This is a genomic window from Listeria grayi DSM 20601 (genome assembly GCF_000148995.1).
GTDB classification, from domain to species: Bacteria; Bacillota; Bacilli; order Lactobacillales; family Listeriaceae; genus Listeria; species Listeria grayi.
This window is the reverse complement of sequence record NZ_GL538353.1, coordinates 802,382-825,522: the sequence shown is the minus strand read 5'-3', so window position 1 is coordinate 825,522 and position 23,141 is coordinate 802,382. Positions and strand designations below refer to the sequence as shown.

22 protein-coding genes are annotated in these 23,141 nt (G+C 42.1%); 2 read left to right on the top strand and 20 right to left on the bottom strand.

Going from position 1 to position 23,141, the window contains the following annotated elements; translation table 11 throughout:
* Window positions 1–5: 5 nt before the first annotated feature.
* From HMPREF0556_RS11535 to fba, 20 genes are all read right to left on the bottom strand, one after another.
* Window positions 6–1,037: an L-threonylcarbamoyladenylate synthase gene (locus HMPREF0556_RS11535; RefSeq protein ID WP_003758796.1), complete on the bottom strand. Its 1,032-nt coding sequence runs from the start codon at window positions 1,035–1,037 to the stop codon at window positions 6–8.
* A gap of 275 nt (window positions 1,038–1,312) precedes the next feature.
* Window positions 1,313–2,170 (bottom strand): peptide chain release factor N(5)-glutamine methyltransferase, encoded by an 858-nt coding sequence (gene prmC, locus HMPREF0556_RS11530; protein ID WP_003758794.1) that lies wholly within the window; start codon window positions 2,168–2,170, stop codon window positions 1,313–1,315.
* Window positions 2,160–3,236: a peptide chain release factor 1 gene (gene prfA / locus HMPREF0556_RS11525; protein ID WP_003758792.1), complete on the bottom strand. Its 1,077-nt coding sequence runs from the start codon at window positions 3,234–3,236 to the stop codon at window positions 2,160–2,162. The genes prmC and prfA overlap by 11 nt, the downstream gene beginning before the upstream one ends.
* 18 nt (window positions 3,237–3,254) lie before the next feature.
* Complete coding sequence (locus tag HMPREF0556_RS11520; protein ID WP_003758789.1) at window positions 3,255–3,830, bottom strand: thymidine kinase; 576 nt, start codon at window positions 3,828–3,830, stop codon at window positions 3,255–3,257.
* 126 nt (window positions 3,831–3,956) lie between these two features.
* Window positions 3,957–5,372 (bottom strand): MDR family MFS transporter, encoded by a 1,416-nt coding sequence (locus tag HMPREF0556_RS11515; RefSeq protein WP_003758788.1) that lies wholly within the window; start codon window positions 5,370–5,372, stop codon window positions 3,957–3,959.
* Window positions 5,373–5,499: 127 nt separating this feature from the next.
* Complete coding sequence (locus HMPREF0556_RS11510) at window positions 5,500–5,967, bottom strand: MarR family transcriptional regulator (RefSeq protein ID WP_003758786.1); 468 nt, start codon at window positions 5,965–5,967, stop codon at window positions 5,500–5,502.
* A gap of 108 nt (window positions 5,968–6,075) precedes the next feature.
* Entirely contained in the window at window positions 6,076–6,942 is an 867-nt protein-coding gene (thrB, locus tag HMPREF0556_RS11505) for a homoserine kinase (RefSeq protein ID WP_003758785.1), read from the bottom strand.
* Window positions 6,942–7,997: a threonine synthase gene (thrC, locus tag HMPREF0556_RS11500; protein ID WP_003758783.1), complete on the bottom strand. Its 1,056-nt coding sequence runs from the start codon at window positions 7,995–7,997 to the stop codon at window positions 6,942–6,944. Before thrC ends, thrB begins: the two co-directional genes overlap by 1 nt.
* Window positions 7,998–8,000: 3 nt before the next feature.
* A complete protein-coding gene (locus HMPREF0556_RS11495; protein WP_003758781.1) occupies window positions 8,001–9,287 on the bottom strand; it encodes a homoserine dehydrogenase in 1,287 nt (428 codons plus the stop codon).
* Window positions 9,288–9,471: 184 nt separating this feature from the next.
* Window positions 9,472–9,657, bottom strand: a complete 186-nt coding sequence (locus HMPREF0556_RS11490) for a hypothetical protein (RefSeq protein WP_003758779.1) — start codon at window positions 9,655–9,657, stop codon at window positions 9,472–9,474.
* Between the two features lie 122 nt (window positions 9,658–9,779).
* Window positions 9,780–10,274, bottom strand: a complete 495-nt coding sequence (locus HMPREF0556_RS11485) for a hypothetical protein (protein ID WP_003758777.1) — start codon at window positions 10,272–10,274, stop codon at window positions 9,780–9,782.
* The gene (locus HMPREF0556_RS11480; protein WP_003758774.1) at window positions 10,267–11,067 is read right to left on the bottom strand and encodes a DUF3100 domain-containing protein; all 801 of its coding nucleotides are present in this window, start codon (window positions 11,065–11,067) and stop codon (window positions 10,267–10,269) included. The genes HMPREF0556_RS11485 and HMPREF0556_RS11480 overlap by 8 nt, the downstream gene beginning before the upstream one ends.
* Window positions 11,068–11,082: 15 nt before the next feature.
* On the bottom strand, window positions 11,083–12,339 hold the full coding sequence (locus HMPREF0556_RS11475; protein ID WP_003758772.1) for a M20/M25/M40 family metallo-hydrolase: 1,257 nt from the start codon (window positions 12,337–12,339) through the stop codon (window positions 11,083–11,085).
* Window positions 12,340–12,513: 174 nt separating this feature from the next.
* Window positions 12,514–12,759, bottom strand: a complete 246-nt coding sequence (locus HMPREF0556_RS11470; protein ID WP_003758770.1) for a type B 50S ribosomal protein L31 — start codon at window positions 12,757–12,759, stop codon at window positions 12,514–12,516.
* A gap of 101 nt (window positions 12,760–12,860) precedes the next feature.
* The gene (gene rho, locus HMPREF0556_RS11465) at window positions 12,861–14,132 is read right to left on the bottom strand and encodes a transcription termination factor Rho (RefSeq protein ID WP_040486789.1); all 1,272 of its coding nucleotides are present in this window, start codon (window positions 14,130–14,132) and stop codon (window positions 12,861–12,863) included.
* Window positions 14,133–14,231: 99 nt separating this feature from the next.
* Window positions 14,232–15,506, bottom strand: coding sequence for a UDP-N-acetylglucosamine 1-carboxyvinyltransferase (locus HMPREF0556_RS11460; RefSeq protein WP_040486880.1), 1,275 nt, complete (start codon window positions 15,504–15,506; stop codon window positions 14,232–14,234).
* A gap of 90 nt (window positions 15,507–15,596) precedes the next feature.
* Window positions 15,597–16,652 carry a lysylphosphatidylglycerol synthase transmembrane domain-containing protein gene (locus tag HMPREF0556_RS11455; RefSeq protein WP_040486788.1) on the bottom strand — a complete coding sequence of 352 codons (1,056 nt, stop codon included), beginning with the start codon at window positions 16,650–16,652 and terminating at the stop codon, window positions 15,597–15,599.
* A 2-nt stretch (window positions 16,653–16,654) separates the two neighbouring features.
* Window positions 16,655–17,680: a glycosyltransferase family 4 protein gene (locus tag HMPREF0556_RS11450; protein ID WP_003758762.1), complete on the bottom strand. Its 1,026-nt coding sequence runs from the start codon at window positions 17,678–17,680 to the stop codon at window positions 16,655–16,657.
* Entirely contained in the window at window positions 17,673–18,959 is a 1,287-nt protein-coding gene (locus HMPREF0556_RS11445; protein ID WP_003758758.1) for a glycosyltransferase family 4 protein, read from the bottom strand. The genes HMPREF0556_RS11450 and HMPREF0556_RS11445 overlap by 8 nt, the downstream gene beginning before the upstream one ends.
* Window positions 18,960–19,233: 274 nt before the next feature.
* Entirely contained in the window at window positions 19,234–20,088 is an 855-nt protein-coding gene (gene fba / locus HMPREF0556_RS11440) for a class II fructose-1,6-bisphosphate aldolase (protein ID WP_003758756.1), read from the bottom strand.
* A 505-nt stretch (window positions 20,089–20,593) separates the two neighbouring features.
* Between fba and HMPREF0556_RS11435 the strand changes: the two genes are divergently transcribed.
* Together HMPREF0556_RS11435 and HMPREF0556_RS11430 are read left to right on the top strand one after the other, a co-directional pair.
* Entirely contained in the window at window positions 20,594–22,396 is a 1,803-nt protein-coding gene (locus tag HMPREF0556_RS11435) for a GW domain-containing glycosaminoglycan-binding protein (protein ID WP_050777027.1), read from the top strand.
* Window positions 22,397–22,473: 77 nt separating this feature from the next.
* Window positions 22,474–23,106, top strand: a complete 633-nt coding sequence (locus HMPREF0556_RS11430) for a LysE family translocator (protein WP_003758751.1) — start codon at window positions 22,474–22,476, stop codon at window positions 23,104–23,106.
* The last annotated feature ends 35 nt before the right edge of the window (window positions 23,107–23,141 follow it).

The following is a 23,141-nucleotide window of genomic DNA, read 5'->3' as shown; positions in this document are numbered from 1 at the left end:
TTTAGCTATTCTGTTAAATATTTTCCACCTGCTGCTTTTTCCAATCGGTTCATAAGTGCGACACCGATGCCAGCTTGTGGATATGTTTCTGCGAAAATGCACGTGACGTCTAAATGATCAAAGCTTCTTAAACCATCATATAAATGAGTAGCTGCTTCTGCTAATGAATTACCGGTACTGTAAACAGGAATGTCTTGTTGCAATACTGCTTTCTGTTTTTCCGAAATCAACAGTCCCGGTTTTTCGCCTCGTGCTTTTGCCGCTTCGATCTGCTTGATCCAATATGCACTGCTTCCTTCTATTAAATAAACCGGGGCTTGCGGAGCGTAATGTGTGTATTTCATTCCCGGCGCTTTGGGAGCTTCTGCTTCCTTGCTGGTTACAGCAGTGTATGCCAGTTGACCAATAACGGCTTCGATCTCTTCTTGGGTTACGCCGCCTGGTCTTAGTATCGCTGGAATCGGGACGGTACAGTCGATCACGGTTGACTCCAATCCGACACCAGTATCCCCGCCATCAATAATCCCAGCGATTTTGCCAGTCAGATCTTCTTGCACGTGCTGTGCGGTAGTAGGGCTTGGCCTGCCAGAACTGTTCGCACTTGGAGCTGCTAAGGGCAGACCGGAATAAGCTAAAAAGTCATGAGCTACCTCATTTTCAGGCATACGGATCCCGACACTCTGCAATCCAGCTGTTACATTTTTTGCTAGGCTACCTGCTTTTAAAGGCAAAATAATCGTCAAAGGACCTGGCCAAAAGTGCTTGATCAGTTCTTTAGCCTTATCGGGCACATCTGTTACAAGGCTTTCCAGTTGTTCAAGGTGTGCAATGTGGACAATTAGTGGATTATCAGAGGGTCTCCCTTTTGCGGTATATATTTTATCCACAGCTGCTTCATTCGTGGCATCTGCTCCTAATCCGTAGACTGTTTCTGTCGGAAAAGCGATACACTCGCCTGCTTTTAATAAGTCAGTGGCTGCTTGATAGATTTCCTCATTAGATGAGGTATCTGTAAGCTTCCAATAGTTCGTTTCCATATTTAGGAGACTCCTTTATTTTGTAATATCTCTATTTTAACGTCTTTTTTCCTTTTTTCACAGCCTTTTTCATATAAAGTTATCCACTTTCTGTGGATAATAACTTTGTCAATGTGGATAACTTCTTGTGAATTGTGGAAAAATCGTAAATATCTTTATTTAATCGTATTTTTAACATTAAGATATGATTAAAAAATTTTTTTTGCACAAATTTTTATCCACAGTTTTGTGGATAAAATAAATTATAAAAAAAGCGTCCTCACAAGAGAAACGCTCTATACCAACGCATTTGAACAAATAACCATTCGATCCTTCCCGTTGATATCTTTGTGGATAACTACAGGAACCTGTGGAAAACTTTTTTGAAATAGCGCTCTGACTGATTCACCTTGTTGATAACCGATTTCCACACCGATCCAAAAATTAGCTTCTACGATCGCTGGAAGTTGTTTCACAAGCTTCTCATAAATTGCTAACCCATTATTTTCAGCAAACAAAGCCAGTTCCGGTTCGTTTTTCAACACTAGATCCGACATGCCCAGCCGTTCGTGCTCGGCAATATATGGGGGATTAGCTATGATCAGCTGATATTTCTCACAGTTATCCACAAAATAATCCGCAACATCCGTTTCGATGCATCGCACTTCTGCACCGAGCTGCTGCGCATTTTTTTTACTAACTTGCAGTGCTTCGGGGGAAATATCCGATAATGTAATCGTAAGCTCCGGCAGCTCTTTTTTCATCGTGATCCCAATAACACCACTACCCGTACAAATATCCAGCACTTTTCGAAAGCCTGTTTTCTTTGCCGTTTCCAGTGCCTTATAAACCAATTCTTCTGTTTCTGGTCTCGGGATCAGTACGTGGTTATCCACATAAAAATCGTAGCCGAAAAAAGGAGCGGTCTTTAGGATATACTGGATCGGCTCGCCAGCTAGATAACGATCCAAATCTTGCAGACATTGCTGGTACATTTCTTGTTCCAGTGGCATTCCATGTGATTGCCACAGTTCCGAGCGAGTCAGCTGAAGCCTTGTTTCTACAATGATCTCACCGATATTGCTGTCTAAGTTTCCGGCAGCAAGTTTTTCACGGCATAGTTGTAGAAAGTCACCGATTCGCTTATTCTGCATCGTTTAAATGCTCCAACTTGCTTGTTTGATCTTCTACGATCAGTGCGTCGATGATTTCGTCGATCTTACCTTCCATCACTTGATCCAGTTTTTGGATCGTAAGGCCAATGCGATGATCGGTTACACGGTTTTGCGGAAAGTTATACGTCCGGATACGCTCTGAACGGTCGCCTGTTCCGACTGCAGATTTTCGATTTGCATCGTATTCTTCACGTGCTTCGCGTTCAAATTTATCATAGATCCGTGCACGTAAAACTTTCATTGCTTTTTCTTTATTTTTGATTTGAGAACGTTCGTCCTGCATCGATACAACGATTCCAGTCGGGATATGAGTAAGACGAACTGCGGACATGGTGGTATTGACGCTTTGTCCGCCTGCACCGGTGGAAGCAAATGTATCTGTCCGAATATCTTTATCTTGGATATCGATCTCCACGTCTTCTGCTTCTGGTAAAATCGCGACCGTTGCAGTAGAGGTATGAATACGACCGCCTGATTCTGTTTCTGGCACACGCTGTACACGGTGCGCCCCGTTTTCATATTTTAACCGGGAAAAAGCACCATCGCCATTGATCATCACAATGACTTCTTTATAACCGCCGATCCCAGTTGGATTGGCATCCATGATCTCCGCTTTCCAGCCTCGACTTTCTGCATAGCGGCTGTACATTCGGAATAGATCGCCGGCAAATAGTGCCGCTTCATCACCGCCTGCAGCTCCGCGGATCTCCATAATAACGTTTTTATCATCGTTCGGATCTTTAGGAACTAATAGTAATTTAAGTTTTTCTTCTAAATGGGTTTTGTTTTCTTGCAGTTCATTCAATTCTTCTTTTGCCATTTCACGCATGTCATCATCTAATTTTTCATTCAGCAGTTCTTTCGTTTCTGCAATTTGATCCGTCACTTCTTTATAATCGCGGTAAGTTTCCACGGTCTGACTGATAGAAGATTGTTCTTTTGAAAGATCACGCAGGCGCTTCGGATCAGAAACCACATCCGGATCGCTCAGCAATTCGTTTAATTCTTCATATCGATTTTCTACTGATTGTAATCGATCATACATTATCCTTCACCTCGTTCATTAGTTGATCGGCGGATGCGAATGACATTTTCGGCATACTGGATAGTATCGGTCATTTCCACCAATCATGATTTGTTCTCCGGTGTAAACCGGCTTTCCTTTATCGTCCACGCGTAGGACCATCGTGGCTTTTTTCGCACAAAACCAACAAATCGTTTTCATTTCTTCGATTTTATCTGCATACAGCAATAAATATTTAGAGCCTTCAAACAACTCATTGCGGAAATCATTTTTCAATCCGTAAGCAATAACAGGAATATTCAGTTCATCGACGATCTTTGCTAACTGAAAAACATGTTCTTTCTCTAAAAACTGTGATTCATCTAATAATACACAATAAGGTCTTGCTTCCATGCCAGCTACGATCTCAAAAATATCGGTATCATGGAATACGGGAGTAGCATCTCTTTTTAAGCCGATTCGGCTAGAGATCGTCCCAACTTTATCTCGATCGTCAATGCCAGATGTGAAAATGACGACTGGCTTATTTTGCTCTTCATAATTATGGGCAACTTTTAAAATCTCGATTGTTTTCCCACTGTTCATCGCGCCGTAGCGAAAAAATAACTGTGCCATTTGAAAACGCTCCTTACCTTTTAAACTCTTTTCCTATTTTATCATATCGGTTGCGTGCGTGGGGATAGTTTTTCCTTTTCTTAGCAACAAAAATAGACACCCGATCGGTGTCTATTGGAATGGCAGTTACTTTTCTGCCGCTTTTTTATTGGTGAGAAAGAAGCTCGGAATGAAAATCAAGGCAAGCACAATAGCTGAAACCAAAAATCCTGCTTGGTAGCCTCTCAAGCCATTTTCAATCGTTGGTTGCAAGCCCTGAATGAACGTTGCGACTGTAGTTGCGATGACAGCAGAGCCAAAACTCGAGCCAAGATTCTCAATAATGTTGACGCCAACGCCCGCTTCCGGAAGTTGTTTATTGTCTAGTCCGGTATAAGCATCGCTCATTAGCGGCAGATTGATACCGCCGATACTAGTTCCGCGGACAAATAATACGATCGCTATCCAGATCATACTAGTTTGATCTGTAATGAATACGAGCGGGATCGAGCCGATCAGCGAGAGGACAATGCTGACCATGACCACATATTTCGCGCCGAAACGGTCAATCATTTTTCCGATTATCGGACGCGTCACTAGCATGCCCAGACCTTGCGGAATAAGTGCGATCGCTGCTTCCATCGCTGTAAAGTGGCGGGAATTTTGGAAAAACAACGGAAGGATCAGCATTGGTCCCATGATGGCAATATTGGCTAGGAAGAGACCGACGCTTGAAGCGAGAAAACGCTTATGTGTAAATAGATTCATCGGCAACACCGTCTGATTCTTTTTGATTCGGTTATAAATAAAGTAAATAACTGCAAGGCCAAGTCCGATCCCGACCCAGAGAATCGTTTCGCTATTTTGGAATGATGCGTGATCAGCAGCTTTGGTGATCCCAAAAATCAAAGCAGCACTCATCAAAGATAAGTCAATGATACCAAAAACATCGAGCCTGCTCGCTTTATTGAAAGGTTCAAAGTCAGGGATCGTTTTCATCATCAAAGGTACGGCGATCAATACAACGAACACATTGATGAAGAAGATCCATTGCCATGATGCAGCCTGTATGATAAAGCCACCGATGACAGGTCCCAATATCGGGCCAAAGATCATTGGCGTCGTTACAATTGAGATGACTTTCCCTAAGTTTTCCGGTCCGGCTGTTTTTACGAGCAACGTGGACATCAGCGGAGTAATGATCCCGGCGCTAAAACCTTGTAATAAGCGGAATACAATAAAGCTGGACACATTCCAGCTGATTCCTGCAAGTACAGAAGTGATTCCGAAGACGATTACCGCTCCGATAAAGATTTTTTTACCGTTAAATTTATTCATCAGCCAGCCTGCAATTGGAACAGCGATCGCCAGCGCGAGTACATAGCCAGTTATTGCCCATTGAATGATATCCAGCGTGGTGCCAAAATCTTTTGTAAGTTTATCGACGGCGATATTTACCATCGTAGAATCTAGCATTGGGGCAATTGCTCCGAGCGCGATCGCCCAAGCAGCTGCCAGCACGTCTTTTGGTATTCCTGATTGTTTGGATTGATTTGTTGACATATTATTCTCCTTTCAGGAGTCGATTTTTATTTCCTTGGAAACAAAATAATATTATCACCTTTTTGTTTCCTTGTCAACAAAACAAAAAAACAACCCATCTTTGCAGATCAGGTTGCTTGCAATTTAATTATTCCGGCTTGTTATCCAACTTCTTTATTTCTTCATCCAAATGCTGACTGTAACGATCCATGATCAGCAACATATTCTCCCATTGTTCCTCGGTTACTTGTTCAAACACAGCTTTGTCCCGCTCTTGAAATTCTTGATGCAGCGCTTCATGGATATTGAATACGGCTTTTCCTTGCGTTGTAAGTTTATAGTAGATTTCTTTTTTATTCTCAGGATTCTGATACGTTTCGATAAGTCCTTTTTGAATGAGTTTTTTCGTCAGCTTGCTCATGGCGCCTCTCGTCATATAAAAAGCCTCCGCAAGTTTCGTCACATTAGGATCGGTACTTTTACCGATAAATTCAATGCAATGCACTTCGGAAGAGGTATAGTCCTTTAAACTGGCTTCCATTTTGATTTTGTTGAGCCAAACCATTTTATTAAACACATTTCTTATATTACGCATCACTTCTTCTTGTTTACTCATGCGCTACCCTCCCGCTTACTGCTTTTAGTATAGCGAATTATTGTTTCCGACGCAACAATAATTACTTTTTGAAATAAAAAAGGCACCCATGGGCACCTTTTATTTTATTCAATCAAAAATTTCCGATCCGCTTCCTTCTACTTCCAATTCCAAAATCGCAGCATCGGGATCAATCGTTTGCAACCGTTCTTTCAGCTTGTTGGTTTTATCGCTTGGAGCAAAAACGAGGACGGTCGGGCCAGCGCCGCTTAAACAAGTAGCATAAGCCCCGTTTTCTCGAGCTATTTTTCTTATTTCCAACAAATGTGGTACAAGTCGGGCGCGATATTTCTCATGCCAGCGATCTTTTTCAATCATTTTCCCTGCTAGTACCATGTCATTTTGCAACAATGCACCGATCATAACATTTGCGATACTGCTTGCTCGAACCGCTTCTTTGAACGGGATCTCTTGCGGCAAAACTGCTCGGCTTTCCGATGTCAGAAGTTCTGTTTTCGGAATAAATGCTAAAATACTGCAATTTGGGAAAAGATGTCGAACGTAGAAATCTTCCCCTTCTAATTTAGCTCCAATAGCGAGATTTCCGAGTATTGCCGGTGCAACATTATCTGGATGGCCTTCGATTTCTGCGGCGATCTCCACTTTTTCTTCTTTTGTCAGCGAGAGTCCTCCCAGCGCAACTGCCAATTCGATGCCAGCTACGACTGCTGCCGAGCTACTTCCCAGACCTCTTGCCGGAGGGATCGCTGATTCCATCACTAGCCGACGAGGTTTTATATCCGGGGCTAGCTGGAGAGCGGTTTGAATGATGATGTTGGTCGCATCGGCAGGGATTTCCGCTCCTAGCCCATGCTCGATATGCCATTCTGCTTGTTCTTCCATAACATCAAGCGTTAAATATAATGTCAGCGCCAAACCACAGGAGTCAAAACCAGGACCAAGATTCGCCGTAGTTGCCGGGACACGAATCCGCATCACGCTTTTACTCCGGCACGTAAATGGGCGCGCATTGCTTCGATCCCTTCCACGTGTGAAATCGGGATCTCATGGACAGACATGGCTGTGTCAGGATCCTTCAAGCCATTACCAGTAAATACAGCAACAACTTTTTCGCCTGGCTGGATCTCACCGCTCTTCACGTGCTGGATGATCCCTGCAAGAGAAGCCGCGGATCCAGGTTCGATAAAGATACCATCTTGGGCAGCGACTTTCTTATAGGCATTAATGATCTCGTCATCTGTTACAGAATGGATAAAGCCATGCGACTCATCACGCGCCGCTTCTGCCAATGACCAGCTTGCAGGATTACCGATCCGGATCGCTGTCGCAATCGTTTCTGGGTTATCGATTGGAGCACCTTGCACGATCGCTGCCGCGCCTTCTGCTTCAAAGCCGTGCATGCGCGGTAGTTTTGTATCATGCTTTTCATGCCATTCTTTGAAGCCCTTCCAGTAAGCCGAAATATTACCAGCATTTCCGACTGGGATCGCGAGTACATCCGGTGCATCGCCTAACTGCTCGCAAATTTCAAAAGCAGCTGTTTTTTGACCTTCCAAACGATATGGATTTACTGAATTCACGAGCGTTACTGCTTCGGTTTCAGCCAATTCTCGCACTGCTTGCAGCGCTTCATCGAAATTACCTTCGATCGCGATAATATCAGCACCGTACATAACTGCCTGCGCTAATTTCCCAAGCGCGACTTTCCCATCTGGAATAACGATGTAAGCTTTCAAGCCCGCACGTGTTGCATAGGCGGCCGCAGCTGCGGAAGTATTTCCAGTAGAGGCACAGATGACTGCTTCGGCACCTTCTTCCTTCGCTTTCGCAACTGCCATGACCATTCCGCGGTCTTTGAAAGAACCGGTTGGATTTAGTCCTTCGTATTTACCGTAAAGTTCAATGCCTAATTCTTTTGACAAACTCGGAAGCGGGATCAGCGGCGTGTTTCCCTCAGCTAATGATATGAAAGGTGTTTTCTCCGTTACGGGCAAATACGCTTGATATTTTTCTAACAATCCTTTATACATCTTTTATCCCTCCACTACTAAATAATTGGTGAAAATCTGCATTTCCGGTTCCTCTTCCACCCGTTTGGTTGCTTGTTCCAACTGCGCTTTACTCGTCGCATGTGTAACAATTACAACACTTGCTGTGAAATCATCGACAGGCTCTTGAAGGATCTTGTCAAAACCAACACCTGCTTCAGCAAAAATTTGCGTCAATTTTAAGAATGTTCCTGTTTTATCCACCATAGTTAGTCGCAGATAGTGCTTGGAAAAGATTTGTTCTTTGCTTGTATGTTTCGTTTCATGACGGTAGCTGTTAAAAGCATTCCCATTCGTTCCGAGTTTTGAGTTTTTTGCTACAGTGATCAAATCGCTGACAACACTCGTCGCTGTTGGCAGCTCCCCGGCTCCCGGTCCGTAAAACATCGTTTCACCGACAGCAGCTCCGGTTACGAATACAGCATTATTTTCGTAGTTTACTCCTGAAAGCGGATGCGAACGTGGCAATAGTACCGGCCCGACGTTCACATTAACAGAGCCATTTGTTTCTTCTGCTGTTCCGACTAATTTGATTTTATATCCTAATTGATAAGCGACTTCGATATCTTCTTTATTGATCGTTCTGATCCCATTCGTTTCCACGTCGTCAAGTTGGACATTCATGCCAAATGCAAGTCTCGTCATAATAACCATTTTGCGGGCGGCATCGATTCCGTCTACATCACTCGTCGGATCTGCTTCTGCAAATCCAAGTGCCTGTGCTTCCTCAAGCGCTTCCTCATAGGTTTTCTTTTCTTCTGTCATTTTCGTCAGCATAAAGTTTGTCGTCCCATTGACGATACCCATTACTTTCTGGATCTTGTCAGCAGCTAGACTATTTACGATCGTTCGTAAAATCGGGATCCCTCCCGCAACGCTCGCTTCATAAAACAAATCACATTTATTTTCTTGTGCGACTGCTACTAATTCATCGCCATGCAGCGCGATCAGATCTTTGTTGGCAGTTACCACATGTTTGCCGGCTCTTAGTGCTTGCAAAATATACTCGCGTGCGGTGGTAATGCTTCCCATCACCTCAACAATGACCGCTATTTCCGGATCTTCTAGTACGTCTTGCGGCTCAGTAGTCAAGGTAAAACCATTGGTCTCATAACGTCTTGCTTTTTCCACATCTCTGACAAGTACTTTTTTCACTGCAATGTCATAGCCTGTTACTTGACTTATTTTCTCTTGATGCTCTTCCAGGATATGGATGACGCCACTTCCGACAGTCCCAAAGCCTAGCACCCCTACTTGTAATTTTGCTCCCACACGAAAACCTCCTTATCGTTTCTAATAAACTGAAAATTTGTTAAAATGAAAAAATGTATTAGTCCTATTATAAGCAATCTATCTCTTCTAGTAAACCCTTGTTCGCAAATTGAGTAGAAAAAAAGCCCTTGCATAGAGCAACGGCCGCGAAACACGTGAATTAAAAAGTAGATTTTGTTTTCATTTACGATTGATCTTTTTTTCGTTTTTTTGTAAATCCATAAACAGCAAAACTAATGATATACACGGCAAGTAGGATAGCCACAACAATATATTCCATACGTTCCGAAATAATATTCGTTCCTTCCAGCGCAATAACCACGATTAAGCACGCCATAAATAATAATTGCACGTAATGTGTTTTTTTCATTTCAACTCTCCTCGGCTAAATTCATCCACATCATTATAACATGTTTATCCTCTCTTGAGACAAGTAGTCCACCCTAAAATAAAACCGCGCAGCATTATTGGATGCTTGCGCGGTCTACCTATTTAAATCGCTCCTGTCATCCACAATCCGATTTGCGAAACAACTGCACAACCTAAGTAAATACCAATGAAAACAAAGACTGCGACGATCGCAACGCGCCAAGAAGTCTTGGATAGGTCGACTAAATGATCAGCGACAGAGATTCCCGCAAATGCCAAGACTGGGGTTGTGATCGATAAAAAATCGACTGCTCCGATCACTTGAACGAAGAAGTTGAAGATCAAGCAGAATATCAACGATACTAGCGATACCCAGCCCAAGACCGGGAAATTCCGAATGAAGCCAACAGGGATTTTTTTCGTCAGATCAGAAATCAATATACCTAAGAAAGCAAATGCCCACAATACAAGCAGCCCTACAAAAGTCTGCCATTCGATTGGTGTTGATTCCGGATTTTTCCAGAGTTTGATCTGCTGTGTGAATAAAATCAGCGCAATGCTGAGCAGTAGAATCAATCCTGTTTTGATATATTTACGTTTGATCGTTTCGTTAGGCATGTTTTCTTCCTCCCTTTGTAAGCACGCGGTACATAAAGCGCTGCAATGGCACTGCTAAGAACACCATGATATACGTTCCTAAGAAGCTGGTCAAAAGCTGACTAGCAGCGGCATAAGAAGTAATCGTTCCTGCCATTTCTTTCGGCGACTGCGCTACCAATGAGGAAGAAGCTGCCGTCATCATACTTGCCGAGCCAATGCCTGAGCTCATCGCCAACGCTTTGATATCGAATCCTATATATAGAAGCAATGGCGCAAAAATACTGAAGAAAATCGCGCCGAACAATGTCCCGATCAAATAGATCGACAAGACGCCACGGCCTTCCGGAGAATTCAGTGTATATTTTTCCGAAATGTATGCCAGCTCGCCTTCACGCCCTAATCCCAAAGTTGCTCCAATCGCTTCGCGGCGCAACCCCAATGCAATGGCAATCGGCAGCCCAAGCAGAACTGTTCCGAGATTACCAAGTTCATGAATTACAAATACCCAACCGATGCTTAAAATATCTTTGATATGCGGCGCCACATCTGCACCATACCGCGCCATTAGTGGCAGCATGATAAAAATCAGATTTCGTCCAGCAAATTTCACATTATGTTCACTGTATATTTTCTTAAAAATCCCTCTACGAAAATATGGGATCCCAAAGATCATCCCGATCGCCACCGCGAAAACGAGCGGCAAGATCGTAATATCTACTTTCCCAATCTCGATCGTCTTGATGCCGATCAGTTCAGATACAGTGATGACCAGCAGTACAAAGGCGATAAAATACCCAAAATAATTCTTCATCCAATAAACCCCTTTTTAATTAGTGATCGAATGCAGTAACTCTTCATACGCCGCAAAAGAACGTTTGTATAATTTGTCTCTGTCCACATCGTTTAATTTGACCAATACTTCGCTTAAAAACTCGGGAAATGTCGTTAATACAAATTCCTCATCCGTCATTCTAAAATCATCGCCATGGATCGTTCCGGCAAAACCGCCATAACTAATTTGGATACAAGGAAACATAAATGCAAGATCGCCGATATCCCCTGCTGCTGCGATGCCTCCCCGATCATCAATAAGTGCGGTGATTTTTTTATTTTCCTCAAATGCTGTTTTGACAAAGGTATTCAAGTAGCGATCCTGAACAAATGGGAGATAACCCATTTGCGTCTCGATCTCTACTTTCCCGCCTAATGCTTGGGCGCTCCCTAAAGCCACATCATCCAAGCGCTTCGCCACCATTTTCATATAATCCGTCGATTTTGTCCGTAGATCCGTTCCGATCGTTACATGATTGGGAATGACATTCGTACTCATATCACTTGCCATCACGATCGGATTGAATCTTACAAGCTGATCATCACGGACTTGCTGACGCATTAGCCCCAGCCCAACATTGAAAAGCGTGGACATGCTGTAGGCATTGACACCGGAAAATGGATCAAATCCAGCATGTGCCGCTTTTCCTTCAAAACGGTAATGCTTATATAAAAATCCGGCGAGATCACAATCGATCTCGATCGTTGGTTCGGAAAATTCCTCTCCGATACTATGTACGCAAACCCCAAAATCAATATCATCGAAAACTCCTAAACGCATCGCTTCCGGCTTTCCGCCAAAATAAACGATCTCGCCCTGTGCTTTCAATTTTTCACGGTATTCCAGATCCAAGTACTCTTCCGCGGGAACAAACACAAAGCAGACATTATAGTTCCAGTTTTCATAAATTTTCGTTTCAGCTAAATACGCATAGAGCGAAAGCGCCGAAGTGATCTGTGTGAAGTGACCGCAATTATGTGCAGCTCCTGTTTCTTTGTCACTGTTGAAGTGACTAGGTGCATAGACCGCATCCAATTCGGCAATGAATGCCATCGTTACCGGTTTATCCTTGCTAAGATAAGTTTTTATTCCGGTCGTGCTGAAATACGTCAACTCCGCATCTGCATTTTCTTTTTTCAAAAAAGTTTCCACGAGTTCTTTCGTTTTCCATTCTTTGTATCCTAATTCCGGATTATCAAAAATATGCGCAGCAATGGTCTTCATTTCTTCAAAGTGTTCTTCAAAAAACATATTATTCGCCTCCAGCCACTATACTATGAGAAAAAAGCAATATTGTCAAGAGCGTTTCATCAATAACACGAATATTAACTAATATAAAGGTGATTATTGTATGTTATTTAACACCACAAAAAAATGCACCTGTTAAAAACAGGTGCATTCCAATTATTTTTCAGTTCAGGCAGCTTATTTGATGCCGTATTTTTTGTTGAAGCGGTCAACACGTCCATCAGCGGCAGCATGTTTTTGTTTACCAGTGTAGAATGGATGAGAGTCAGAAGAAATTTCCACACGAAGAAGTGGATATTCGTTTCCGTCTTCCCATGTAATTGTTTCACTGGAGTTTTTTGTAGAACCAGACAAGAATTTAAAATCTGTAGTAGTATCTACAAATACAACTGGTCGATAATTCGGATGAATTTCTTTTTTCATTATTTTCAACTCCTTCGCCCTGAATCATCTGAAACAGAGTTATTAACTGCATTACTTGCACAGTATCTTCATTATAACAAGCGTAAAGCAAACAAGCAAGGTTATTTTTTAAACATTTCCTGCTGCAGAAGCTCGTAAAAATCTGTGTTTGTTTCCGTTTTTTTCATATAGCGGATAAAACGTTCCGAGATATCAAGCCCATCTCCTTGCAGCGGCAGGACTTTTCGTATTTTCCACAATTGTTCTAAATTGTCTTGAGATAATAGCAATTCTTCTTTTCTTGTTCCGGATCTGCGCATATCGATCGCCGGGAAAATTCTTCGTTCGGCGAGGGCACGGTCGAGATGCAGTTCCATGTTGCCGGTTCCTTTAAATTCTTCATAGATGACATCGTCCATTCGCGAGCCGGTATCAATCAGAGCAGTGGCTAAAATCGTCAAACTACCACCTTCTTCGATATTTCGGGCTGCTCCGAAAAAGCGTTTCGGACGGTGAAATGCCGCCGGATCGATCCCGCCTGACAACGTTCTACCGCTAGGCGGAATAACTAAGTTGTAGGCACGGGCAAGGCGCGTGATACTGTCCATCAGAATAATGACATCGCGTTTCTGCTCCACAAGGCGCATCGCTCTCTCAAGAACGAGCTCCGCCACTTTGATATGATTTTCAGGTAGCTCGTCAAATGTAGAGCTGGCGACATCCGCTTCTACAGAACGCTCGATATCCGTTACTTCCTCTGGCCGCTCGTCGATCAATAGCATGATCAGTTCGGCCTCAGGATGATTTTTTGTGATACTATTGGCGATTTCCTTGAGCAAGATCGTCTTACCCGCTTTAGGTGGTGCAACGATCAAACCTCGCTGACCAAAGCCGATTGGCGAGATCATATCGATCGTCCTCGTTGAAAGCGGAAATTTCCCGGTTTCCAATTTTATTTGCCGATCTGGATAAAGAGGTGTCAATCCAGGGAAATGGACGCGTTCTTTCGCTACTTCCGGATCTTCTCCATTTACTGCTTCTACTTGCAGCAAACCAAAATAACGTTCATTTTCTTTTGGCGGTCTAGCCTTTCCGGAAACTTTGTCCCCTGTCCGCAAATCAAACCGGCGAATCTGGGAAGCAGATATGTATATATCTTCACTGCTGGAAGAATAATTGATTGGTCTTAAAAAGCCAAACCCCTCGGAAGGAATAATATCAAGTACGCCTTCCATAAAAAAGAAGCCTTCTTTTTCCGCATTTGATTTTAGAATCGCAAAAATAAGTTCTTTTTTCGATAGTTTGCTATAGTAGCTGATTTTATGTTCTTTCGCCAAGGCATAAATTTCTTTGATCGTTAAGTCCTCTAAATAAGAAATCGTCATTTTCGCCATCTGTTTACCACCTTTGTCTTTCATTTTTGATATTTCATAAGGAAGGGGAATGATGATAAATGAGGTAATCCCGTTAATTTGGGATTACCTCATTTCCATTTATTGAGCCGCGACATCAGCGGTTGTTACTTTTTCGATGTCTGCTCCGATATTGGAAAGTTTTTCGATAATGTTGGTATAGCCACGTTCGATGTGCTCGATACCGGTGATTTCTGTTTCACTTTCTGCTGTCAGAGCGGCAATGACCAGCGCTGCTCCAGCTCGTAGATCAGAAGCCTTTACGCTGGCTCCTTTTAAAGAAACAGGTCCCGTGATAACAGCTGAACGGCCATCGAGTTTAAACCGTCCACCCATTCTTTCCAGCTCGGCAATATGTTTAAAGCGGTCTGGATAGATCGTATCAGTGATAACACTGCTTCCCTCCGCATGCATCATCAATGCCGTAAGTGGCTGTTGAAGATCTGTCGGGAAGCCTGGATAAGAGTATGTCTTGATGTCCACTTTTTTCAGATTTTTTGCTTGTCCGATATACACGCTGTCTTCACCAAATTCGATCGGAACACCCATTTCATGTAATTTAGCAGTGATTCCTTCTAAATGTTCCGGAATGATATTTTGGATCGTAACGCCATCCCCACAAGCAGCAGCAAGTGTCATAAACGTACCCGCTTCAATCCGGTCAGGGATAATGGTATGCTTGCAGCCGTGCAACTTCTCCACGCCATTGATGCGGATCGTATCTGTTCCGGCACCTTTGATATTTGCTCCCATATTGTTTAGCAATGTAGCAACATCAATGATTTCCGGCTCTTTGGCAGCATTTTCGATAACTGTTTTGCCTTCTGCCTTTACAGCAGCAAGCATAATGTTGATCGTAGCCCCGACGCTGACCACATCTAAGTAGATTCTCGCACCAGTCAACTTCTCAGCGCGTAAATAAATCGCGCCTTGTTCATTCGTCACTTCTGCACCCAAAGCCACAAAGCCTTTAATATGCTGATCGATCGGACGCGGACCTAAATAGCAGCCGCCCGGAAGACCGATCACCGCTTTTTTGAAGCGACCTAGCATCGCTCCCATTAAGTAATAAGAGGCTCTCAGCTTTTTGACATTGCCATTTGGAAGCGGCATCGCCACTAAATGGCTTGGGTCGATCACTGCTGTATGTTTATCTTCCTGAACGGTACCGCCCAGTTCTTCTATGATTCGGTATAATGTATGGACATCGGATATATCGGGAAGGCCGTCGATCGACACTTGCGATTCTGCTAATATCGCAGCTGGTATAAGTGCCACCGCGCTATTTTTCGCACCATCGATCTGTACAGTTCCTTTTAATTTCTTCCCACCATGAACAATGAAACTATTTGTCATTTGGCCTTTACCTTCTTTCTCTTGCATTAGCAACTTTCCCCTATTATCGCTAAAACAGTTTGGTTTTGCAATGTTTTTGCCATGCTGTTTTTAAAGATCATCCTTGATATCGTTAAAATTCGAACGGAGTTGTTTCGACGTTTCGTCACTGATAAGCAGCGCTGCCCCGCCGAAGATAATACAGCTGTAATAAGTCACGATCCGCCATAAGATCATCGCCGCAAGCGCCTCGGCCGGAACCAGTAAAGCACCGAAAAGCAGCATAAATGTATATTCCGCCCCGCCTGCTCCTCCTGGCGTCGGCATTACGGTAGCAAACATGATGATAAAAGCATGGTACGTCATGGCAACAAAAAAGCCGATCGTACCCACATGCAGGCTCAACAATACAAAATATGGTATTGCGAAAAACACCCATAGTTGCAAAGAAGTCATCACGCAAGCCTTTACTAGGAGCCATTTATCCGCCCCGATCCGGTTAGTTTCTTGATGAAAACTCGTGATTCTTTCATCCAAAGCAAAACGCAGTTGCTCGTGCCGTTCTTTTTTTATAAAAAGTCGTGCCGGTATCAATAATAGATGTACGATCCGCTTTGTCAAGAATGTACTTTTCGCGATCAGCAGCAAGGCGGTAATAACAGCTAAATGAACCAAAAAGCCGATAAACACCAGATATTTGAGCTGCGGGACACCGTTTAATAAGTAATGCAGACCAAAAATCAAGACGATCAGGAAATTAAATACGATCATGGCTTGATAGATGATGAATTTTATCAACAGAACCGAACTTGCTTTCCCTGCATCCATTCCCTGCTTCATCAGCATTACTAATTGAGCTGGCTGCCCTCCTGTAGACATCGGCGTGATCGTGTTGAAAAATTGACCGATCATAGTGATGCGGAACGACGAACGAAAATGTTGTTTCTGATTGGCCGGCTTAGCAGCCATGTGTAAAACAATCGCTTCAAAAAGCCAATAAAGGAACATCAAGATAAAAGCAACGAGAAGCCACCAATAGTTGATATTCCGCAACGATTTTACAAAAGCCGAAAAATCCACTTTGCGAAATTGCCAAGCAACGAAGCCAAAACTGATGACTAAAACAATAAGAATATTTAACACATTTTTTGTTCTGGCGTTCACCACATTCACTCCTTATTCAGCAAACTGTGGTAAAATTCATCCCAACATGCCGCTAATCGATCTTCTGAATAATAAGCCGCTCCTTCAAGCGCCATCGCTTTCATATGTTCATAATAAGTTTCATCTTCGCGGAATCGTTCGATCGCTTCTTTAAAACCTTGGTTATCTTGGGCTTCCGCATAATAGCCTGTAAGAATTTCTTCATATAAATCTAGATCACGTAACAATACGGGTACACCGCAGCTCATCGCTTCTAAGATCGCCATCGGGAATAGTTCATTATAGGAAGGCATGAAAAAGAGATCCGCAGCATTGATACATTCATTCATCAGTGCTCGATCAATGATACCCAGAAACTTTACATTTGCAGGAGGGTTTTCATACACTTTTTTTAATTCTTCATATCCTGAAGTGATCATTCCAAACGAGAAACCACCCGCCCAAATAAATTGAACATCGGGAAGTTGCTTCGCCGTTTCGATAAAATCCATTACTCCTTTACGATGCTGTACTTGACCACTTCCAAGTACCACAAATCGATCCGGGGCAATGCCCAACCTTTTTCTAGCTGTTTCTTTTTCTTCTGCGGTATACGGAAAAAATGATTTTTTGGAAACAAAATTGGGAATGTATTGGATTTTTTCTTTTGGGATGTCATAGGCTTCAAGCTTGGGGATAAAGGAAGGGTTGACCACGACGATGTGATCCATTCTTTTGTAAAAGGCAATCAGATACTTGTAAAAAACTACCTTTGCTATCCACGGTAATTTCAAACTACCTTCCATTGTTTCCGGGATAAAATGCACATAGCCCAGATTAACGCCTCGTTTGCGTTTATTGAATGTAGAGAGAAAGAAAGGGAAGTCAACGGTATGATAATGTGTGATATCAGATCGACGTCGCTCATTCAACTTCATATCGATCTTATCCGGAAGCCTTTCTGCCAATAAATTGACTAGCTCCCGGTAAGCAGAAGCCACACCTTGTCCTTTTACTTTCTCCGCTGACGATAGCATTGTCAGTTTAATCACGACTCCTTGACCTCTCTTTCTGTTTTACACTGGTAGATGATGATAATGAAAAAACACGTGAAGCTAATTTGCTTTTCAAGATCGTAGAACGCTCACGAATAGCGGAAATCTTATTTTTAGCAACATGCAGTTTGGCAGTTTCGATATACGCACTTTCGATATTCGTTCCAAATTTATCTGCAGATAATTCTTGTACTTTATTTAAACCAGATCCAGCAATGTGTTCTTTGAATGTGGCATCTTGCAAGACATGCTTGATGACTGCTGCGATCTCATTATCTTCTTTGAATAATGCGGCAGTTTCTCCATCGGTCAAAAAGCCTTCGATACTTTCATCTCGTTTGGCGACAACTGGTAGGCGTGAAGCCATTGCTTCCGCATATGTCAATCCTTGTGTTTCGGTAGTAGAGGCACTGACAAATACATCCGCCAGCTGGTAATAGCTACTTATTTTTTCCCATTCTACTGCACCAGTGAACAGGATGTTTTCTCCCATACCTAGTTTTTCTGTTAGTTCTTGCAAGTCGCGCCGAACAGGCCCGTCACCGACGATCACTAACTTCGCGTTGGGGATATCGGCCAGAACATCCGGAAATGCTTTGATGACCGCATCGATATTTTTTTCTTGCGCAACTCTTCCTAGAGACAGCACTACCGGAGCATCGACATCTAAACCGATCTCTTCTTTTAGTGCACGGATATCGTCATAGTTGTCACCGTGTAAAAAGGAGCTTAAGTCTGTCCCAGTGGGAATCGTATACATCCATTTATGCACGCGACAATCTTCTAAATGATGCTTCACTTTTAAAGTGGGGGTGATCACCGCATCATAGCTTTCACAAAATGATTTTGTCATGCGTTTGACCATTGCAGGAGTTAGGATCTTCCCTTTCGCAATATAATGCAGGTAATTGATATACATCGTATGATACGTATGAACAGAAGGGATATCATATTTCTTCGCGATTTTTTTACCCAATAGCCCTAATGAAAATTCTGTATGTGTATGAATAATATCTAAATCTAATTGACCGACTAATTTAATAAATTTGTTGACCCCTGCTACTGCGATACGGCGTTCCGGGAAAAACAAAAACGGAATACTCGGCATACGGAATACCCGGCCTTTTTCACTTTCACGATCGGCATTAGGATCTGTAGTCGTAAAAATATACACATTATGGCCTCTTTTACGTAGCTCTTTTTCCATTATTTTAATAGATGTTGCTACTCCGCTGATTTGCGGGCTATAGGTATCTGTAAAAATTCCTATATTCATCGTTAACGCCTACTCTCTTCCTAGTAATTCAGCAATTGCACTCTTATTATAGCACATCTACAGAATCTGTCTTATTCTCTCATTATGACGGATTTATATTTATTATGCATGCGTCCATAGCATGATTTTAGTCTATTATATACTCTTACGCTAGCTTTTACTATCATAACATATCACTTGTGCAACAAGATATTTTTTCAAAAAAAAGACCAAAACATCCATCATTACTGACTTTTGTCTTGATCTTTTTTATTATATTAGTGAAATCAGCTCTTTACGCTTTTCCGTTAGAACCGAATTCTTGGATTTTTTCAGTAACTGTTTTGATGATCGCATCTACACCAGGTCCGATAACTTTACGAGGATCGTAAACTTTATCGTCAGTAGCTAATTTTTCGCGAACAGCAGCTGTCCAAACGATTTGGCATTCTGTGTTAACGTTGATTTTGCTGTGACCAAGTTCGATTGCTTTTTTGATTTGGTGTTCAGGAATACCAGAACCACCGTGAAGTACAAGTGGAGCACCAGTTAATTCGGAGATCTCTTTCATTTCGTCGAAGCCAAGTTTTGGTTCGCCGCTATAAGGACCGTGTACAGAACCAAGAGCAGCAGCTAATGCGTCTACTTCTGCTTCTTTAACAACGCGTAAACATTCATTTGGATCAGCATAGTTGATTCCGCCTGTTACGCCGTCTTCAGTACCACCAACAGTTCCAACTTCTGCTTCTACAGAAACACCTTTTGCGTGTGCATAGTCAACAACTTTTTTAGTCATTGCTACGTTTTCGTCGATTGGGTGATGAGAACCATCGATCATTACAGAAGAAAATCCTGCATCAATAGCAGCTTTACATGAATCAAAGCTAGAACCATGGTCTAAGTGGATTGCAACTGGTACAGTGATTTTCAAGTCTTCTACAAGACCTTCTGTCATTTTAACAACAGTTGTGAATCCTCCCATGTATTTAGCAGCACCTTCAGATACTCCCAAAATCACTGGAGATTTTTCTGCTTCTGCCGCTTTCAAAATAGCTTGTGTCCATTCAAGGTTATTGATGTTGAATTGACCTACAGCATATTTGCCTGCTAAAGCTTTTTTTAACATTTCTGTCATGCTAACGATTGGCATAATACTTGTTCCTCCTCAGGAATATAGAAAAGCTTTCACTTTCCTACTGTGATTTAATTTTCACTTCAGGAAAACTCTGACATTTTCCTTAACATCATTATGATAACAGATTTGTGATGACTTTACCATAACCACGAGGAAAAAAATTGCTATGAAATCGCTTTAAAACCAGATTTATTTTACTTCTTGCGATTCCCGATTTTTCTTTTCTATAGATAAGCCCCCTTCTTGTTTTCCTATTATTCATGAAACATACATCATCGCTTATAAGAATATGGCGTTTTTGTGACAATTCCTTCCCCTTAGTCCTAAGGTTGTCGAGCCGTATTCACAAGGCTTTCCTCCCGTATTGTGAAAAAAGCCTTCCCCTGATATTACTCGCTATACAAAAAATATAAATAAAATGTAACTATCTATCCATTGACGGGGTGCTGTGCTCTTGTCATAATGTAAATTGGACGCTAGTCTGATTTGCTGGCCCAATAAAAAAAGGAGGAGCTTTCTATTGAAAAAAGCCTTAAAACCCATTGTTTCTTTGAGCCTTGCCTCTGTCTTATTAATTCCTACTATTTCTGCAGAACCATTCGCAAAAGAAACAGCAAAAACGGAACAATCTACTAAAGATGATTCCATTTATATACCTAAAAATATCCGTGAGGGTAAAACAACGGAAGAAAATGACGGATTCGAAGATTATAAAGCTGATACAAATACTATTTTTAGTGCTTATGCAGCAAAAGCATCTTATGAAAATGTCAATAATTACATTAAAAAGAAAAAGTTTTCGACAGCAAAGATCGAGCAACAGCTGAAATCACAATTTCCTAAATTCGGCTACCGCAACGGGACTGATAAACCTGAAGGAATCGTTTTACACGAAACTGCCAACCCGACCTCTACCATCCAAGGTGAGATCAACTATATGTCTAACAATTACAACAATGCTTTCGTACATGCCTTTGTAGACAAATCGCATATCATCCAGATCCATCCGACAAAATATGCCGTTTGGGGAGCCGGTAAGTATGCCAACCAGCGCTTCATCCAATTTGAACTTGTACGTCACAAAACATTCGATGAATTTGCCCGTTCTATCAATAACTATGCCTATTATGCTGCTTATTTACTAAGACAATACAATATGCCGTTCGACAGCGCAGAATCCGATGGCAAAGGAACCGTGTGGACACATAACGCTGTTACAAAATATCTAGGCGGTACGAACCATACCGATCCTGTCGGCTATTTCTCGCAATGGGGATACAGCGTTAGTCAATTGAATACATTGATCAAAGAAAAATACGATGCCATGAAGGTTTATGAAAAAATCAAATCTGATATCGTATATACAGCCTATGCAAATGTAAAAGACGCAAAGACTTATAACATCTACAGCAAACCTTACAATACTTCGGGCGCAAAAAAAGTCGGCACATTAGCTAATTATAAATCCAAACAGATCCGTATCCTGCGCAAAGCACAAACAAGCAGAAATTGGTATCAAATCAGCGTGGACGGTAAAACGATCGGCTGGGTAGATACACGAGCTTTCTCGATATACTACAAAAAAGGCTCCAGCGATAAAGCAGTCAATCTGACACGTTACTTGAAAAAAGGACAAAGTGGCGCTTATTACTATCAATTACCGGTAGCTGATCCGCCTATCCGAACAGCAACTTTAAAAGCTCTTACTTCTAAAAAAATCACCGTTTATCAACAAGCAACAGTGAAAAACGTTTTATGGTATCACATCAAAGATGGCAGCAAAGTTCTTGGGTGGACACAGGCATCTAACCTGACCGCCAATGCCAATACGGCTGAAAAATACGATACGATCTACTCCGACATCACGTATACGGCCTACGCTACCGTAAAAAACGCAACGACCTACAATATTTATAGTCGTCCATTTAACACTTCCGGTGCAAAAAAAGTCAGTTCACTAGCAAGTTACAAGAGCAAAAAGATCCGCATCCACAGAAAAATCGTGACGGATCGATCTACTTGGTATCAAATCAGTGTAGATGGCAAAACGCTTGGCTGGACAGATAGCCGCGCTTTCTCGATCTTCTATAAAAAAGCAGTAACGGATAAGGCCGCTTCGCTAACGAAAAAAGTAGCGAAGAAAACAGACAGCTATTACTTACTTCCTGTCGACGACAATTCGATCAAAAAAGGAACTCTTTCCAGCTATGCAAGCAAGACACTAAAAATCGACCGCACCGCTACCGTTCAAAAAGTTGTGTGGTATCACATTTTAGATGGTTCTAAAGCAATTGGCTGGGTAAAAGCCAGCTCGTTGAAATAAGTATATAAGAAAGGCTTGAATTGATTTTCAAGCCTTTTTTTAATTTTCTATTGCAAAGTACATGGAGGTAAAAATAAATGCACGGTATCATTAACTACGAAAGTTTTCTTATTACAGGAATTTTAATCAATCTGATCCCCGGCGTTGATACCATGTACATTATCAGTCGAAGCGTTTCTCAAGGAAAAGCAGCTGGTATTTACTCCGTCATAGGAATCATGACTGGATCACTAACGCATACCCTCCTAGTATCCTTAGGACTTTCGATCATTCTTACAAAATCACTTCTCCTCTTCAACATCATTAAGCTAATCGGTGTCAGCTACCTCATTTACTTAGGTATTACCATGTTGTTGAATAAGAAAGGGGATAAACTAGAAGTGGTCGCTACAAAAGTGATCTCCATAAGAAAGATATACTTACAAGGTCTGCTGACCAGCTTGACCAACCCCAAAGTTGCGCTGTTCTTTGTTGCTTTCCTTCCTCAATTTGTGGATAAAAATGCAGCTTCTCCACTTTCTTTTCTATTGTTAGGTGGTACTTTCACACTTACCGGATTGATATGGTGTCTCTTTATTGCCAATTTCGCTGCTTATGTAACGAAGAAATTAAGGAACAGCCCAAAAATAAAAACATACTTAGACAAGCTGACCGGAGCCATCCTTATTGCAATGGGAATAAAGTTGTTTTTGACCAAAGCTCCTAAATAAAAAAAGCAGCGTGAGAGGCTTATACCTTCACGCTG